This is a genomic window from Streptomyces sp. NPDC028635 (genome assembly GCF_040637635.1).
Taxonomy (GTDB): Bacteria; Actinomycetota; Actinomycetes; order Streptomycetales; family Streptomycetaceae; genus Streptomyces.
In genome coordinates, this window is the sequence record NZ_JBEZWX010000022.1 from 46,639 (window position 1) to 61,505 (window position 14,867).

The following is a 14,867-nucleotide window of genomic DNA, read 5'->3' on the forward strand; positions in this document are numbered from 1 at the left end:
CCCGAGCGTCAAGACCCGTGTCGCGCCCGTTAATCTGACCCCTGCCATGACGACGAACCGACGCAGCAGCGGCCGCGCCCGCCCCGCCACCATCCCCGACGTCGCCCGCGAGGCCGGGGTCTCGCGCTCCACCGCGTCCCGGGCCCTGGCGGACTACGGGTCCGTCTCGCCGGAGGCCCGCGAGAAGGTGCGCGCGGCGGCCGAGAAGCTGGGCTACCGCCCCAACCAGCTGGCCCGCTCGATGATCACGGGGCGCACGCACACGCTCGGCGTGGTCGTCGCCGACATCCAGAACCCGTTCTTCGCCGGTGTCACCCGTGGCATCACCGACGCGGCCCGAGCCGCCGGCTACCAGGTGCTGCTCGCCAACACCGACGAGGACGTCACCGCCGAGCGCGCGGCCGTGAAGACGCTGCTGGACAAGCATGTCGACGGCCTGATCGTCGCCCCCGCCTCCACGGCCGACGCGGCCCACCTGAACGCCGCGCACACCTCCGGATGCCCCGTGGTGCTGCTGGACCGCCGGGCGCCCGGCCTGCCCTGCGACTCCGTCACCGTCGACAACCGGGGCGCGGCACAGGACGCGGTGCGCCGCCTGATCGCGGCCGGCCACCGCCGGATCGGCCTGGTGAGCCTGGTCGGCACCGGCGACGAGGACCCGTCGGGCCCGATCACGACGGGCCTGGAGCGCATCGAGGGCTACCGGTCGGCGCTGCACGAGGCGGGCATCGGGGACACCGAGCGGTATCTGCGCCGCGGCACCTTCCACCGCCAGGACCCGGCGGCGCTGGCGGCCGACCTGCTGGCCCTGCCGGACCGCCCCACGGCCGTCTTCGCCACCGACAGCATGATCGCCCTCGGGGTGCTCACGGCCGCGCGGGCCGGCGGCCTCACCGTGCCGGACGACCTGTCGGTGGTCACCTTCGACGACCCGGACTGGGCGGCCGCGGTGCGCCCGCGGATGAGCGTGGTGGCGCAGCCGGTGCAGGAGTTGGGGGCTCGCGCGGTGCGGGCGCTGACGGCCCGCATCGAGGGCAGCGGCGAGGAGCCCCGGCACATCACGCTCGACACGACGTTCATCGCCCGGGACTCCGTGGCGGCGCCGCCCTCCCCCGGCGAACGGTAGCGAGGACACCGCTCCGCCGGGCGCCGGCAGCGGCGGACCCCCTCCCGGCCAACCATAGTTGACCGATCGTTCCATAAAGGGCTAGCGTCTCCGTCATGGCCAGGACCAAGGAATTCGATCCGGACGCCGCCCTCCGGTCCGCCCTCGACCTCTTCTGGCGCAAGGGCTACGAGGCGACGTCGATGGCCGACCTGGTCGAGCACCTCGGGATCGGGCGCGCGAGCCTCTACGCCACCTTCGGCAACAAGCACGACCTGTATCTGAAGGCCCTGGACCGCTACGGCGAGGAGCACGACCCGCTGCTCGCGCTGGAGGTGTCCCAGCCGGGGCCGGCGCTGCCCGCCGTACGGGCGGTGGTGCGCCGGTTCGCCGCCGAGGCGGCGGACGACGCCCGCCGCGAGCGTGGCTGTTTCGTCACCAACACGGCGGCCGAACTGGCCCCGCACGACGACGACGCCGCCCGCCGCGTGGAGCGCAGCTGGGGGCACCTGGAGACCCTGCTGCACTCGGCGCTGCTGCGCGCCCGGGCCCAGGGCGAGCTGCCCGAGGGGCGCGACCCGCGCGCGCTGGCCCGCATGCTGCTGGTGCTGATGCAGGGCTTGAGGGTGGTCGGCAAGGCGTCCACGGAGCCGGCCCGGGTGCTCGACGCGGCGGAGCAGGCGCTCGCACTCCTGGACTGACGTCCGTCCCGGCGCACGCGCGCCACCGGGACGCCGCTTTTCGCTGATCCCTTATTTGACCGAACGGTCCAGTAAAAGGGCCGCCGTCCGTATGTCTCCTTCGAAGGGAACTCCCGTGTCCAGCAACCGCTTCTCCGGCCGTACCGCCCTCGTCACCGGCGCCGGTACCGGTATCGGCCGGGCCGTCGCGCTCGCCCTGGCCGCCGAGGGCGCCCGGGTCGTCGTGGCCGGCCGCTCCAGGGCGTCGCTCGACGAGACCGTGGCGCTGATCGAGGAGGCCGGCGGCACCGCCGTCGCCGAGGTCGCCGACGTCAGCCGGGCCGCCGACGTACGGGCGCTGGTGCGCGCGGTCGTCGACCGGTTCGGCAGGCTCGACGTGGCCATCAACAACGCGGGCGTCTTCCGGGGCGCGCCACTCGCCGACCTCGCCGAGGACGACTGGCACACCCTGCTCGACATCAATGTCACCGGCGTGTTCCTCGCTCTTCAGGCGGAGATCCGGCAGATGCGCGCGCAGCCCGGCGGCGGTGCGATCGTCAACGTCGCCTCGAACCTGGGCCGGCACAAGCAGGTGCCGAGCGCCGTCGCGTACGCCGCGAGCAAGGCCGCCGTCGCCTCGCTGACCCGCGGGGCCGCGCTGGAGTACATCGCGGACGGGGTGCGGATCAACGCCGTCAGCCCCGGCGCGTCCGACACCACGATGTCGCTCAGGCCCGGGGAGAGCGAGCCGGAGCGCGCCGTGCGCATGAAGGACCAGTCGCCGCTCGGCCGGGTGTCGTCCACCGAGGAGGTCGCCGAAGCCGTCCTGTACCTGGCGTCCGACGCGGCCGCGCCGCTGGTCGGCACGGACCTGGTGATCGACGGGGGCGCCGCGCTGTAGCCGGAGATCAGCCCCCGGTCAGCGCCCCGAGCGGGTCGTCCAGCACCGGCTGCCAGGCCAACTCGGCCGCGCCGACCAGGCTGTTGTGGTCCAGGGAGCAGGCGAGGATGGGCACACCGCCGCTGCGGCCCCACAGACTGCGGTCGGCGACGACCGCGCGCAGCCGCTCGGGGTCGGCGTCCAGCAGTGTGCGGTGCAGCCCGCCGAGGATGATCCGGTCGGGGTTGAGGATGTTCACCAGCCCGGCCAGGCCCAGGCCCAGCCGGTCGACGAGCGCCTCGACGGCCCGCCGGACGTCCGGGTCGTCGTACTCGGTGCGGATCAGGTCGTTGGCCTGCTGGAGCAGGGACACCTCGGGGCCGGGGTCGCGGCCCGCGGCGGTGAGCAGAGCCAGCGGATCGGCCTCGACGTCGAGACAGCCGCGGCTGCCGCAGTGGCAGGGGCGGCCGCCCTCGGGGTTGACGGTGAGGTGGCCGACCTCCAGCGCGAGGCCCGAACTGCCCGTGTGCAGCCGCCCGTCGAGGACCAGCGCGCCGCCCACGCCGCGGTGCCCGGTCGCCACGCACAGCAGGTCGCGCGAGCCCCGGCCGGCGCCGTGCCGGTGCTCGGCGAGCGCGGCGAGATTGACGTCGTTGGCGGCGAAGGCCGGCCCGGTGATCCCGGCGTCGCGCACACACGCGGCGAAGATCTCCCGCACGGGCGCGCCCACCGGCCAGGCCAGGTGCAGCGGGTTCAGCGCGAGTCCCTCCGGTTCGGCGACCGCGGAGGGCACGGCGAGCCCGGCGCCGACGCAGCGCCGGCCGGTCTCGCGCAGCAGTTGCGCACCCGCTTCGACCACGGACCCGAGCACCTTCGCCGGGTCGGCGTCGACGGTCTCGCAGCCGGGCGCGGTCGCGACGATCCGGCCGCCCAGGCCGACCAGGGCGGCACGGAAGCCGTCGGCGTGGACCTGGGCGGCCAGCGCGACGGGGCCGTCCTCGGCGAGGTTCAGCCGGTGCGAGGGGCGGCCCTGGGCGCCGGCGGGGGCGCTGGGCCGGGCGTCGACGCGGATCAGGCCGAGCGCCTCCAGCTCGGCGGCCACCGCGCCGGCCGTGGCGCGGGTGACGCCGAGTTCGGCGGTGAGCACGGCACGGGTGGGCGCGCGTCCGGTGTGCACGAGCTCCAACGCGGGCCCGAGCGCTCCGCGCCCCCGGTCCAGCCGCGTCCTCGAGGTGGTCCCTTCCCCCGCCTGCCGGGGGTCCGCCTTGCCGCTCATGAGGGGGAGTCTGTCATGATCCGCTGCTCAGGTGGCGTCCGCCCGCAGACCGCTGACGCGCAGCGTGATGTTCAGGCGCCCGGTCAGCCCGAGCCACGGCGGTGCGCTGCCCGGCAGCACGCGCGGCACCCCGTGGTAGGCGAACCGGGACGGCCCGCCGAAGACGAACAGGTCACCGCTGCGCAGCTCGACGTCGGTGTAGGGCCGGGCGCGGGTCTCGGTGTTGCCGAACCGGAAGAGGCACGTATCACCGAGGCTGAACGAGACGACCGGCGCGTCGGCCTTCTCGTCGGCGTCGCGGTGCATGCCCATGCGGGCGTCGGCGTCGTAGAAGTTGATCAGCGCGATGTCGTACGGCGGCGGCTCCGCCCCCGGGCCCAGCGCGTCGGTCACCGCTTGACGGCCCAGTTCGCCGAGCCAGGCCGGGAAGGGCTTGACGGGGGCGCCGTCGCCGTCGACGACCGTACGGGCGTAGGCGTACGGGTACCAGTGCCAGCCGAGGCAGACCTGGCGGGCGGTCATCGTGCCGCCGCCGGGGGTGCGCACGGTGCGCAGGCCCGCCGGGGGCCGGGCCCAGGCGCGACAGGCGTCGAGCAGCGTGCGCTGCCGGTCCCTGTCGAGCCAGTCCGGCACGTGCACCGCACCGGGTGCGACCTCGGCGCGCTCGCGCGGGAACAGCTCGGCGTCCATGGCACCATCCTGCCCCACCGGGCCTGAGCTGCGGCTCGGCTAGCCTGGACACACCATGAACGACCGTATGACGACGCCCTGGGGCGAGTTCGCGCTGACCCGTTTCCCCGAGGACCCGCGCGACAGGCTGCGCGCTTGGGACGCCTCCGACGCGTATCTGCTGCGGCATCTGGCCGAGGAGCGGGTCGGTCTGTCCGGCACGGTCGTGGTCGTCGGTGACCGCTGGGGAGCGCTGGTCACGGCGCTCGCTCCCCACGCGCCGACGCAGATCACCGACTCCTACCTGGCGCAGGAGGCGACCCGGGCGAACCTCGCGCGCAACGGGGTGGCCCCCGGGACGGTGCCTCTGCTGACCACGCAGGACGCGCCGCCGGAGCGGATCGACGTGCTGCTGGTGCGGGTGCCGAAGAGTCTCGCGCTGCTGGAGGACCAGTTGCTGCGGCTGGCTCCCGCCCTGCACGCGGGGTCCGTGGTGGTCGGCACCGGCATGGTCAAGGAGATCCACACCTCGACCCTGGAGCTGTTCGAGCGGATCCTCGGCCCGACGCGCACCTCGCTTGCCCGGCAGAAGGCGCGGCTGATCTTCTGCACGCCGGATCCGGCGCTGGAGCGGCCCGTCAATCCGTGGCCGTACAGCTACCGGCTGGAGGAGGGGGTCGGGCCGGTGTCGGGGCGGCCCGTCGTGAACCACGCCGGGGTGTTCTGCGCGGACCGGCTGGACATCGGCACGCGGTTCTTCCTCCGGCACCTGCCGGCCACCGACGGTCCGCGCCGCATCGTCGACCTCGGCTGCGGCAACGGCGTCGTGGGCACGTCGGTCGCGCTCGCCAACCCGGAGGCGGAGGTGCTGTTCGTGGACGAGTCGTTCCAGGCCGTGGCCTCGGCGGAGGCGACGTACAAGGCGAACGGGGTGCCGGGGCACGGGGAGTTCCGGGTGGGGGACGGTCTGGCCGGGGTGGCGTCCGGGAGTGTGGACCTGGTGCTGAACAATCCGCCGTTCCACTCCCACCAGGCCACGACGGACGCGACGGCGTTGCGGATGTTCTCGGGTGCGCGGCGGGTGCTGCGGCCGGGTGGGGAGCTGTGGGTCATCGGGAACCGGCATCTGGGGTACCACGTCAAGCTGCGGCGGCTGTTCGGCAACAGTGCGGTGGTGGCGAGCGATCCGAAGTTCGTGGTGCTGCGGGCCGTCCGGCGGTAAGCGCCTGCGGCGGTTCGTGTCTCGGGTGCGGGTTGTGTTGTGGCTCGTCGCGCCGTTCCCCGCGCCCCTTTGTGCCTGCGGCGGCGTGTCGTTTCTCGGGTGCGGGTGCGTGGGGGGTTGCTCGCGCCGTTCCCCGCGCCCCTTTTGTGCCTGCGGCGGCCCGTGTCCGTCCGGTGGACGGTTGCGGTCTCGCCTGCGGGCGGTGGTCACGGCGGGGCCGGGGCGGGGGGTGTCCGTCCTCGGTCCGGCCGGCCGTCCCCGACGACGGCGCCGTTGCCCGGTGCCGGACGCTGCGGGCGGACACCCCCCACCCCGGCCCCTTGCCGCCGTACGCGCCTGCGGGCCGTCGTGGCGTCAGTTCAGGACGGAGATGATGCGGGTCACCTCCTGGATCATCGCCTCCCGGCCGACGCTCAGGTACTTGCGGGAGTCGACCGCCTCGGGGTGGGTGGCCAGGAAGTGACGGATCGCCGCGGTCATCGCCTGGTTGAGGGCGGTGCCGACGTTGACCTTGGTGATGCCGCCCGCGACGGCCGTGCGCAGTTCCTCGTCGGGGACTCCGGAGGAGCCGTGCAGGACGAGCGGGAGTTCCAGGGCCTTGGCGAGGCGTTTGAGGAGTTCGTGGTCGAGGGCGGCGGTACGGGTGGTCATGGCGTGCACGCTGCCGATGGCGACGGCGAGCGCGTCGACCCCGGAGTCGGCGACGAAGCCGCGCGCCTCCGTGGGGTCCGTGCGGGCGCCGGGGGCGTGCGCGTCCAGCGGGCGGCGGCCGTTCTTGCCGCCGACCTGCCCCAGCTCGGCCTCGATCCAGAGCCCCTGGGCGTGCGCCCAGTCGGCGGCGGCACGGGTGGCGGCGAGGTTCTCGGCGTAGGGCAGCGCGGAGGCGTCGTACATCACCGAGCTGAAGCCCGCCGCCGGTGCCTGCCGCAGCAGGGCGTCGCTCTGCACATGGTCCAGGTGCAGGGCGATGGGTACGGTGGCGGCCTCGGCGGCGGCGACCGCGGCGCGGGCGAGCGGCAGGAGGCGGCCGTAGCGGAACTTCACGGCGTTCTCGCTGACCTGGAGGACGACGGGTGCGCCGGCCTGTTCGGCGCCGGCGATGACGGCCTCGACGTGCTCCAGCGTGATGATGTTGAAGGCGGCGACGGCTGAGCGGTCGACGGCGGCGCGGGTGACGAGCTCGCCGGTGGTCGCGAGGGGCACGGCCTGTCCTTTCCGGGGTGTCGGGCGGCTCAGGGGGCGAGGATCACCGAGCGGGTGAGGTGGCGCGGCTGGTCGGGGTCGAGGCCGCGGGCCGCGGCGACGGCGACCGCGAGGCGCTGGGCGCGGACCAGTTCGGCGAGCGGGTCGAGGCCACCGTCCACCCAGAGTCCGCCGGTGGCCCGCACCTGGTCGGCGAGTCCCTCGGGAGCGTCGCCGAACATCCAGGTGGCGGTGCCGTCGGTGGTGATGCTGATCGGGCCGTGCCGGTACTCCATCGCCGGGTAGGCCTCGGTCCAGGACAAGGACGCCTCGCGCATCTTCAGACCGGCCTCGTTGGCCAGGCCGACCGTCCAGCCGCGGCCGAGGAAGGTGAACTGGCGGCACGCGACGAGCTCTTCGGGCAGGGCGGCGGCGAGCGCGGTGCGGGCGTCGTCGACCGCGGCAGCGGTGTGCAGGCCGAGGTGGGCGCGCAGCAGGGTGAGCGCGGTGGTGGCGAAGCGGGTCTGTACGACGGAGCGTTCGTCGGCGTACGCGAGCACCACGACGTCGTCGGCGGCCGCCATGACGGGCGTGCCGGGGTCGGCGGTCACCGCGGTGGTGCGGGTCCGGCCCTTCAGCCGGCCGAGCAGCTCCAGCACCTCGGTGGTGGTGCCGGAGCGGGTGAGGGCGACGACCCGGTCGTAGGAGCGGCCGTGGGGGAACTCGGAGGCGGCGAAGGCGTCGGTCTCGCCCTGGCCGGCGGCCTCGCGCAGACCGGCTACCGCCTGGGCCATGAAGTAGGAGGTGCCGCAGCCGACCACCGCGGTCCGTTCTCCCGGCGCGGGCAGCGCGGCGGCGTGCGCGGTCGCCTCCGCCGCGGCGCGGGTCCAGCACTCCGGCTGGCTGTTCAGCTCGTCCTCGACATGCGTCATGCGGCTGCCCCTCCCAGGGTCCTGTTTGTTTATGCAAGATATAGCGAGCTTTCGAGCAACTTCAAGCATTCCACGCCACGGAGGGTGCGCTAGGGTCACCGAGGAGCCGAGACAAGGGAAGACGGAGGTGCGGATGTCGCGCGACGCCCGCTGGAAGGCGCTGCTGGAACTGCTCGTCGAACGCGGCCGGCTGGACGTCGAGGAGGCCGCGGCCGAGCTGGAGGTGTCGGCCGCGACGATCCGCCGCGACTTCGACCAGCTGGCCGAGCAGCAGATGCTGGTGCGCACCCGGGGCGGCGCGGTCGTGCACGGGGTGTCGTACGAACTGCCGCTGCGCTACAAGACGGCCCGGCGCGCCTCGGAGAAGCAGCGCATCGCCCGGGCGGTGGCCGAGCTGATCGCGCCCGGCGAGGCCGTCGGTCTGACCGGCGGCACGACCACCACCGAGGTGGCCCGCGCGCTCGCCGTGCGCAGCGACCTGGCGTCCGGCTCCCCCGCGCTCACCGTCGTCACCAACGCCCTCAACATCGCCAACGAGCTGGCCGTACGGCCGCAGTTCAAGATCGTGGTGACGGGCGGCGTGGCGCGCGCCCAGTCGTACGAGCTGATCGGGCCGCTCGCGGACGGCGTGCTCGGACAGATCACCCTCGATGTCGCGGTGCTCGGTGTCGTCTCCTTCGACGTGGTGCACGGGGCCGCCGCGCACGACGAGGCGGAGGCGGCGATCAACCGGCTGCTGTGCGAGCGCGCCGAGCGGGTGATCGTCGCCGCCGACTCCAGCAAGCTGGGCCGCCGTGCCTTCGCCCGCATCTGCGCGGCGGAGACGGTGAACACACTGGTCACGGACTCGGCGGCGGATCCGCAGGAGGTGCGGCGGCTGGAGGAGGCCGGGATCGACGTGGTGACGGTCTGAACAGGGGACCGCGTTCCGTTCGGGGCGCCGCCCCGGGGCCCCGCCTCTAAGCTGGAAGCCGTCCCGCGGGCACAGGTCCAGGGAGGCTGTGATGGCCCAGGCAGCGGACATGGGTGCGAGCCGGAGCGACGGCTGCCTGCCGGTCGCCGACCACGGGCTGATCGGTGATCTGCGGACGGTCGCGCTGGTGGGGACGAACGGCACCATCGACTGGTACTGCTGTCCCTCGTTCGACGCGCCGAGTGTCTTCGCCGCGATCCTGGACGCCGAGCGCGGCGGCTGCTTCGAGCTGGCGGCGAGCGGGGCGGCCCGGACCAAGCAGTTCTACTTCCCCGACACCAACGTCCTGATCACCCGCTTCTTCACCGAGGACGGCGTGGGCGAGGTGCAGGACTTCATGCCGCTCGGCGGCGACCCGGCGGACGGCTCGCGCCACCGGCTGATCCGGCGGGTGCTCTGCGTGCGCGGCACCGTGCCGTTCCGGGCCCTGGTCGCCCCGCGCTTCGACTACGCCTCCCGCGCCCACACGCTGCGCCTGGCCGGTGACACCGCGGTCTTCTCCACCGGCCGGATCTCGCTGGCCCTGACGTCGACCGTCCCGCTGGAGCCCGACGGGCAGGACGTACGGGCGGAGTTCAAGCTCACCGAGGGCGAGTCGGCGGTGTTCGCGCTGGACGAGGTCGGCGATGAGGTGACGCCCCGCCGGTGTGCGAGCCGGGAGGCCGAGGAGCAGTTCGCCGCCACCGTGACCTACTGGCGCCGCTGGCTGTCCGCCTCGCGTTATCGCGGCCGCTGGCGGGAGATGGTGCACCGCTCGGCCCTCACCCTGAAGCTCCTCACCTACGCACCGACCGGTGCGATCGTCGCCGCGCCGACCACCAGCCTGCCCGAGCAGCTCGGCGGGGAACGCAACTGGGACTACCGGTACGTGTGGGTGCGCGACGCCGCGTTCTGCGTGTACGCGCTGCTGCGCCTCGGCTTCAGCGAGGAGGCCGGGGCGTTCATGGACTTCGTCACCCGGCACATCAGCCCCGGCGACTGTCATGGAGCCGGGCCGCTGCAGATCATGTACGGCATCGACGGCCGCACCGATCTGCCGGAACGGGAAGTGCCGCATCTGGCGGGGCACTTCGGCTCGGCGCCGGTCCGCGTCGGCAACGCGGCCGCCGACCAGCTCCAGCTCGACATCTACGGCGCGCTCGTCGACTCGATCTACCTCTACGACAAGTGGGCGAAGCCGATCTCCAGCGACCAGTGGGACGACGTGTGCGCGCTGGTCGAGTGGGTGTGCGCGCACTGGGACCAGCCCGACGAGGGCATCTGGGAGACGCGGGGCGGCCGCAAGAACTTCCTCTACTCACGGCTGATGTGCTGGGTGGCGATCGAGCGGGCCATCCGCATGGCCAACCGGCGCGGACTGCCCGCCGACCTCGTCCGCTGGCGGACGTGCCGCGACACGATCTACCGCCGGATCATGGACCGCGGCTGGTCGGCGGAGCGCGGGGCGTTCGTCCAGTACGAGGACGGCGACGTGCTGGACGCGGCGGTGCTGATGATGCCGCTGAGCAAGTTCATCGCCCCGACCGACCCGAAGTGGCTGTCCACGCTGGACGCCCTCACCCGGGAGCTGGTCTCCGACTCCCTGGTCTACCGTTACGACCCGCTGACCAGTCCCGACGGGGTGCGCGGCGACGAGGGCACCTTCTCGATCTGCTCCTTCTGGTACGTGGAGGCCCTGGTGCACGCCGGCCGGCTGGACGAGGCGCGCCTCGCCTTCGAGAAGATGCTGACGTACGCCAACCATCTCGGCCTGTACGCGGAGGAGATCGGTCACACGGGCGGGCAGCAGGGCAACTTCCCGCAGGCGTTCACGCATCTCGCCCTGATCAGCGCGGCGTTCAACCTGGACCGGGCACTCGGCTAGCGAGGGGGACCTGCACATGACCGACGGGAGTGTGCCGACGGCCGCGCAGTACTGGGAGCCCGTGTGGCGCTCGGGCCGCCGCTACCGCACCATCGACGACCGGGAGGCCGAGGTGCTGCGGCGGCAGGTCGGGCCGGGCGCGGGACGGCCCGCGCTGGACATCGGCTGCGGCCTGGGCGAGCTGGCGGCGCGGGTGCACCGGCTGGGCTACCGGGTCACCGCCGTCGACTGCGCGCCGACGGCGGTCGCGGGGGCCCGCCTGCGCCACCCCGAACTGGACGTGCGCGAGGCGGACTTCACCGGCGGCGACCTGGACGGGCTGCTGCCCCACCCCGCCTACGCGCTGATCACCTGCCGTCTGGTCTTCCGCTGGATCCCCGACAAGCCGGCCTTCCTCGCCCGCGTCCGCGCCCTCCTTGCCCCGGGCGGCGTCTTCTGGGTCGGCACGTCGCTGCACGATCCGTCCCACGGCGAGCCGCACGCCTGGGAACTCCCCCGGGCCGACACCGAACTCCTCACCGCCGACTGGTCCCGCGTCGACTCCGAGGACCTGGACGGCTACCACTGTCTCGCCCTGCGCCCCTGAGCGGCGGTGCCGCATGCGCGCACCGCGCCGCGGGTAGGGTGCGTCGCACAGGGGGACGCCCCACGGCCGGCCCGCTCGCGACAGGAAGGAACGCCATGAGCGCCCACCCGAGCACCGACGGCGGACTGCCGCCCTCCTTCATGGCCGCCGAGACGTCGTCCTTCGTGGACTTCCTCGCCGCGCAGGCGCCCGACCTGCTGCCGGCCGGCCGCCGACTGCCGTCCCCGGCACCGGGGTTCGAGGCGCCGCACGGCACCACGATCGTCGCGGCGACCTACGCCGACGGGGTGCTCGTCGCGGGCGACCGGCGGGTGACGATGGGCAACGTCATCGCCCACCGCGAGTACGAGAAGGTGTTCCCGGCCGACGAGCACTCCGCCGTCGCCATCGCCGGTACGGTCGGGATCGCGGTGGAGCTGGTCCGGCTGTTCCAGCTGGAGCTGGAGCACTACGAGAAGATCGAGGGCACCGCGCTCTCCCTCGACGGCAAGGCCAACCGGCTGACCACGCTGGTGCGGGGCAATCTCCCCATGGCCATGCAGGGCCTGGCCGTGGTGCCTCTCTTCGCGGGCTACGACCTGGACCGGGGCGAGGGCCGGATCTTCGGCTACGACGTCACCGGCGGCCGCACCGAGGAGCAGGGCTTCACCGCGACCGGCTCCGGGTCGGTGTACGCGCGGAGCGCGCTGAAGAAGCTGTACCGCGAGGGGCTGCCGCAGGAGGAGATCGTCACGGCGGCGGTGCAGGCGCTGTACGACGCCGCCGACGACGACTCGGCGACCGGCGGCCCGGATCCGGCCCGGCGGCTGTTCCCGCTGGTCGCTCTGGTCACGCGGGACGGCTTCCGGTGGCTGCCGCAGGAGGAGGTGGCCGAGATCGCGCGGGAGGTCGTCCGGCGCCGCGGCGAGAGGCCCGACGGCCCCCTCGCGCCCGTCGTCTGACGCACGGCCGACGGGCATCCGGGCCGCGGAACCCCGGGCGGGTACCGGCCGGTCCGTGTGCCCGGCGGGCGAGCGGGGCACACGGGGAACATGGTCAACGGTGACACGGGTGACGACGCGCTGGCGCGCGGACCGGGCGGGAGCGGTCACCGCGCGGTGCCGCACAGCGCCGATGTCCGGATCGACGCGTGGGGGGCGAGCCGGGAGGACTGTCTGGCGGAGGCGGTTCTCGGGGTCGTGGAGTGCTTCGCCGATGTGTCCCGGGTGCGGCCGACCGCGGTGGAGCGGCTGCGGGTGGCCGGGACGGGCGACGACGATCTGCTGGCGGCGCTGCTGGAGGAGGTCGTCTACCGGCTGGAGATGTGCGGCACGGTGCCGGTGGACGTGGAGGCGGACGCGCAGGACGACGAGCTGGACGTGCGCCTGGCGGTGGCCGACATGGCGGACGTGGAGATCACCGGCGCGCTCCCGCGGGGCGTGGCCTGGCACGAGCTGCATCTCGGGCAGGGGCCCTACGGCTGGTCCTGCTCGCTCACCATCGAGGCGTGAGGCCTCGCCGGGGCCGTCCGGTCGCCCGACGCCGTGTCAGGGCGTGGCGAGCCACCCGGTCCAGCGGGTGACGGTGACGACGACGACCGGGCCGTCCGGCGGACGGGCGGCGTACTGCGGGTACTTGCGCCGCAGCAGGGTGATCGCCCCGGCGTGCTCCTCGCGTGCCGCGGACCCGGCGGTGCCGGGCGGCACGGCGTGGGCGTCGCCGTCGGCCCGCACCCACCACAGGTGGTCCCAGTCCTCGTCGTAGGCGTCGGCGAGCAGGCTCACCGCCGGGTGCGCGGCGATGTTGCGCAGCCTCTTGAGCCGCCGGGTGGTCTTCGGTTTGCGGTCGACGGCCGTGACGATCCGGTCGCCGTCGGCGGCGAACACGACCGGCACCAGGTGCGGGTGGCCGTCGGCGCCGACGGTGGCGAGCCGGGCCACGCGGGCACCGGTGAACCGCCGGCGGGCCTCGTCCTCGTCCATCGCGGGCACGTCACGCCTCCTGCGCCGCCCGCGTGGTGGGGACGACGGCGACCGGGCACTCGGCGTGGTGCAGCACGGCGTGCACCACGCTGCCCAGGCGCAGCGCGAAGCGGCCGGCGGGCGGGTGCCGGGAGACGACGACCAGACCGGCCCGGGCGGAGGCGTCCACCAGGGCGGCCGCCGGGGCGCCGATGACGAGGTCGGTGTCGGCGCGGACCTGCGGAAACTCGGCGATCGGCCGGGCCGCGTGCTCGAGCACGCGGGTGTGGACGTGCTGTTCGTCGTCCACCTGGCTCACCTGGGGCACCACCAGCCCGGCCCGTGCGAGCGGGGTCCAGGCGTGCAGTACCCGCACCCCCACCCCGCGCAGCCGTGCCTCGGCGAGCGCGAACCGTACGGCGTCCGCGTCCCGTTCGTCGCGCACGCCGACGACGACGCCGCCGTACGCGGCCTTCTCGGTGTGCCCGCGGGCGACGACGACCGGGCGGTCCGCGTGCGCGGCGGTGCGCAGGCTCACCGAGCCCAGCAGCAGTCCCGAGAAGCCGCCGCGGCCGCGGGTGCCGACGACGATCAGCTCGGCGTCCTGTGCCGCGTCGATGAGGGCCTCGGCGGGCTGTTGGTGGGCGAGCGCGGTGTCCAGGGGCAGTCCGGGGTGGCCGGCGGCGATGCGGGCCACGGCGTCGTCGAGGACGGAGGCGGCCGCGTCCAGGACGCGCGCGTCGGCGCCCTCCCCGGCCGGGCTGCCCGGGCCGACGGCGTGCAGGACGCGCAGTGCGGTGCCGCGCAGGCCGGCCTCGGTGGCGGCCCAGTCGGCGGCGAGCCAGGCGTCGGAGGTGTCGTCGACGCCGACGAGCACCGCGCGGGGCGCGGGTGGCATCGCCATGCTCATCCCTCCCGCAGCGCGTCGAGCACATCGGCGTCGCTGAGCTGCTCGAAGTCGTCGTACCACAGGCCGACGGCGCGGAAGTCGGCCGGCCGGTACAGGCACACCACCTCGTCGGCCTCGCGGGAGAGCAGGTCGGCGGACTCGGGGGCGGCCACGGGCACCGCCACGACGACGCGTTCGGGCCCCTGCCGGCGGACCCAGCGGACGGCGGCGCGCGCGGTCGCCCCGGTGGCGAGGCCGTCGTCGACGAGGATCACGGTGCGTCCGGCGAGGTCCAGCGGCGGGCGGCCGGCGCGGTAGAGGTGCTCGCGGCGGTGCAGTTCGGCGCGCTCGCGCTCCACCGTGCCCGCCAGCGCCTCGTGGGTGAGGCCGAGCCGGTTCAGTGCCCACTCGTCGAACAGCGGCGGGTCGTCCCCGGCGAGCGCGCCGACGCCCAGCTCCTCCTGGAAGGGCACGCCGATCTTGCGGGCGACGAGCACGTCGAGGGGGGCGCCCAGGGCGCGGGCGACCTCACGGCCCACGGGCACACCGCCGCGGGGCAGCGCGAGAACCAGGGGGCGCGGAAGGGCGCCCTTGTCGTGCCGGATGCGCAGCTGCTCGGCCAGTTCCCGACCGGCCTCGGTGCGGTCACGAAACTCCATGCGCCTCGCG

The 14,867-nt window shown here is 74.3% G+C and carries 16 protein-coding genes; 9 read left to right on the top strand and 7 right to left on the bottom strand.

The window, feature by feature from the left end:
- The first annotated feature begins 46 nt into the window (after window positions 1-46).
- From AB0E88_RS22785 to AB0E88_RS22795, 3 genes are all read left to right on the top strand, one after another.
- The gene (locus tag AB0E88_RS22785) at window positions 47-1,126 is read left to right on the top strand and encodes a LacI family DNA-binding transcriptional regulator (RefSeq protein WP_361633157.1); all 1,080 of its coding nucleotides are present in this window, start codon (window positions 47-49) and stop codon (window positions 1,124-1,126) included.
- A gap of 95 nt (window positions 1,127-1,221) precedes the next feature.
- Window positions 1,222-1,806, top strand: coding sequence for a TetR family transcriptional regulator (locus tag AB0E88_RS22790; protein ID WP_361633159.1), 585 nt, complete (start codon window positions 1,222-1,224; stop codon window positions 1,804-1,806).
- Between the two features lie 91 nt (window positions 1,807-1,897).
- Window positions 1,898-2,686 (top strand): glucose 1-dehydrogenase, encoded by a 789-nt coding sequence (locus tag AB0E88_RS22795; RefSeq protein WP_361633161.1) that lies wholly within the window; start codon window positions 1,898-1,900, stop codon window positions 2,684-2,686.
- A 7-nt stretch (window positions 2,687-2,693) separates the two neighbouring features.
- Here the strand turns inward: AB0E88_RS22795 and AB0E88_RS22800 are convergent, their stop codons facing one another.
- On the bottom strand, window positions 2,694-3,941 hold the full coding sequence (locus AB0E88_RS22800) for an ROK family protein (RefSeq protein ID WP_361633163.1): 1,248 nt from the start codon (window positions 3,939-3,941) through the stop codon (window positions 2,694-2,696).
- Window positions 3,942-3,968: 27 nt separating this feature from the next.
- Window positions 3,969-4,631, bottom strand: coding sequence for an alpha-ketoglutarate-dependent dioxygenase AlkB (locus AB0E88_RS22805; protein ID WP_361633165.1), 663 nt, complete (start codon window positions 4,629-4,631; stop codon window positions 3,969-3,971).
- 67 nt (window positions 4,632-4,698) lie between these two features.
- On the opposite strand from AB0E88_RS22805, the gene AB0E88_RS22810 reads away from it, so the two are divergent.
- Window positions 4,699-5,832 (top strand): methyltransferase, encoded by a 1,134-nt coding sequence (locus AB0E88_RS22810; protein WP_361633361.1) that lies wholly within the window; start codon window positions 4,699-4,701, stop codon window positions 5,830-5,832.
- Window positions 5,833-6,186: 354 nt separating this feature from the next.
- Here AB0E88_RS22810 and AB0E88_RS22815 read toward each other — a convergent pair whose 3' ends face one another.
- Both AB0E88_RS22815 and AB0E88_RS22820 read right to left on the bottom strand, forming a co-directional pair.
- Window positions 6,187-7,035, bottom strand: a complete 849-nt coding sequence (locus AB0E88_RS22815) for a class II fructose-bisphosphate aldolase (protein ID WP_361633167.1) — start codon at window positions 7,033-7,035, stop codon at window positions 6,187-6,189.
- A 29-nt stretch (window positions 7,036-7,064) separates the two neighbouring features.
- Window positions 7,065-7,946 carry a sugar isomerase gene (locus AB0E88_RS22820; protein ID WP_361633169.1) on the bottom strand — a complete coding sequence of 294 codons (882 nt, stop codon included), beginning with the start codon at window positions 7,944-7,946 and terminating at the stop codon, window positions 7,065-7,067.
- A gap of 133 nt (window positions 7,947-8,079) precedes the next feature.
- On the opposite strand from AB0E88_RS22820, the gene AB0E88_RS22825 reads away from it, so the two are divergent.
- The 5 genes from AB0E88_RS22825 to AB0E88_RS22845 all read left to right on the top strand — a co-directional run bounded on the left by AB0E88_RS22825 (window position 8,080) and on the right by AB0E88_RS22845 (window position 12,859).
- On the top strand, window positions 8,080-8,859 hold the full coding sequence (locus tag AB0E88_RS22825; RefSeq protein ID WP_361633171.1) for a DeoR/GlpR family DNA-binding transcription regulator: 780 nt from the start codon (window positions 8,080-8,082) through the stop codon (window positions 8,857-8,859).
- A gap of 91 nt (window positions 8,860-8,950) precedes the next feature.
- Window positions 8,951-10,783: a glycoside hydrolase family 15 protein gene (locus AB0E88_RS22830; protein ID WP_361633173.1), complete on the top strand. Its 1,833-nt coding sequence runs from the start codon at window positions 8,951-8,953 to the stop codon at window positions 10,781-10,783.
- 16 nt (window positions 10,784-10,799) lie between these two features.
- Window positions 10,800-11,369: a class I SAM-dependent methyltransferase gene (locus AB0E88_RS22835; protein ID WP_361633175.1), complete on the top strand. Its 570-nt coding sequence runs from the start codon at window positions 10,800-10,802 to the stop codon at window positions 11,367-11,369.
- Between the two features lie 95 nt (window positions 11,370-11,464).
- On the top strand, window positions 11,465-12,310 hold the full coding sequence (gene prcB / locus AB0E88_RS22840; RefSeq protein WP_361633177.1) for a proteasome subunit beta: 846 nt from the start codon (window positions 11,465-11,467) through the stop codon (window positions 12,308-12,310).
- A 90-nt stretch (window positions 12,311-12,400) separates the two neighbouring features.
- Entirely contained in the window at window positions 12,401-12,859 is a 459-nt protein-coding gene (locus AB0E88_RS22845) for an archease (RefSeq protein ID WP_361633179.1), read from the top strand.
- Between the two features lie 36 nt (window positions 12,860-12,895).
- Here AB0E88_RS22845 and AB0E88_RS22850 read toward each other — a convergent pair whose 3' ends face one another.
- The 3 genes from AB0E88_RS22850 to AB0E88_RS22860 are packed head-to-tail and all read right to left on the bottom strand — an operon-like array spanning window position 12,896 to window position 14,857.
- The gene (locus AB0E88_RS22850; protein WP_361633181.1) at window positions 12,896-13,339 is read right to left on the bottom strand and encodes a TIGR03668 family PPOX class F420-dependent oxidoreductase; all 444 of its coding nucleotides are present in this window, start codon (window positions 13,337-13,339) and stop codon (window positions 12,896-12,898) included.
- Window position 13,340: 1 nt separating this feature from the next.
- Window positions 13,341-14,213 (bottom strand): universal stress protein, encoded by an 873-nt coding sequence (locus AB0E88_RS22855; RefSeq protein ID WP_361633183.1) that lies wholly within the window; start codon window positions 14,211-14,213, stop codon window positions 13,341-13,343.
- Window positions 14,214-14,215: 2 nt separating this feature from the next.
- Window positions 14,216-14,857 carry a phosphoribosyltransferase gene (locus tag AB0E88_RS22860; protein WP_361633185.1) on the bottom strand — a complete coding sequence of 214 codons (642 nt, stop codon included), beginning with the start codon at window positions 14,855-14,857 and terminating at the stop codon, window positions 14,216-14,218.
- Window positions 14,858-14,867: the final 10 nt, after the last annotated feature.

Excerpts from the sequence above, each read along its gene's own strand:
- AB0E88_RS22785 (WP_361633157.1), top strand. The coding sequence starts at position 47 with ATGACGACGAACCGACGCAGCAGCGGCCGCGCCCGCCCCGCCACCATC.
- AB0E88_RS22790 (WP_361633159.1), top strand. The coding sequence starts at position 1,222 with ATGGCCAGGACCAAGGAATTCGATCCGGACGCCGCCCTCCGGTCCGCC.
- AB0E88_RS22795 (WP_361633161.1), top strand. The coding sequence starts at position 1,898 with ATGTCTCCTTCGAAGGGAACTCCCGTGTCCAGCAACCGCTTCTCCGGC.
- AB0E88_RS22800 (WP_361633163.1), bottom strand. The coding sequence starts at position 3,941 with ATGAGCGGCAAGGCGGACCCCCGGCAGGCGGGGGAAGGGACCACCTCG.
- AB0E88_RS22805 (WP_361633165.1), bottom strand. The coding sequence starts at position 4,631 with ATGGACGCCGAGCTGTTCCCGCGCGAGCGCGCCGAGGTCGCACCCGGT.
- AB0E88_RS22810 (WP_361633361.1), top strand. The coding sequence starts at position 4,699 with ATGACGACGCCCTGGGGCGAGTTCGCGCTGACCCGTTTCCCCGAGGAC.
- AB0E88_RS22820 (WP_361633169.1), bottom strand. The coding sequence starts at position 7,946 with ATGACGCATGTCGAGGACGAGCTGAACAGCCAGCCGGAGTGCTGGACC.
- AB0E88_RS22825 (WP_361633171.1), top strand. The coding sequence starts at position 8,080 with ATGTCGCGCGACGCCCGCTGGAAGGCGCTGCTGGAACTGCTCGTCGAA.
- AB0E88_RS22830 (WP_361633173.1), top strand. The coding sequence starts at position 8,951 with ATGGCCCAGGCAGCGGACATGGGTGCGAGCCGGAGCGACGGCTGCCTG.
- AB0E88_RS22835 (WP_361633175.1), top strand. The coding sequence starts at position 10,800 with ATGACCGACGGGAGTGTGCCGACGGCCGCGCAGTACTGGGAGCCCGTG.
- prcB (WP_361633177.1), top strand. The coding sequence starts at position 11,465 with ATGAGCGCCCACCCGAGCACCGACGGCGGACTGCCGCCCTCCTTCATG.
- AB0E88_RS22845 (WP_361633179.1), top strand. The coding sequence starts at position 12,401 with ATGGTCAACGGTGACACGGGTGACGACGCGCTGGCGCGCGGACCGGGC.
- AB0E88_RS22855 (WP_361633183.1), bottom strand. The coding sequence starts at position 14,213 with ATGGCGATGCCACCCGCGCCCCGCGCGGTGCTCGTCGGCGTCGACGAC.
- AB0E88_RS22860 (WP_361633185.1), bottom strand. The coding sequence starts at position 14,857 with ATGGAGTTTCGTGACCGCACCGAGGCCGGTCGGGAACTGGCCGAGCAG.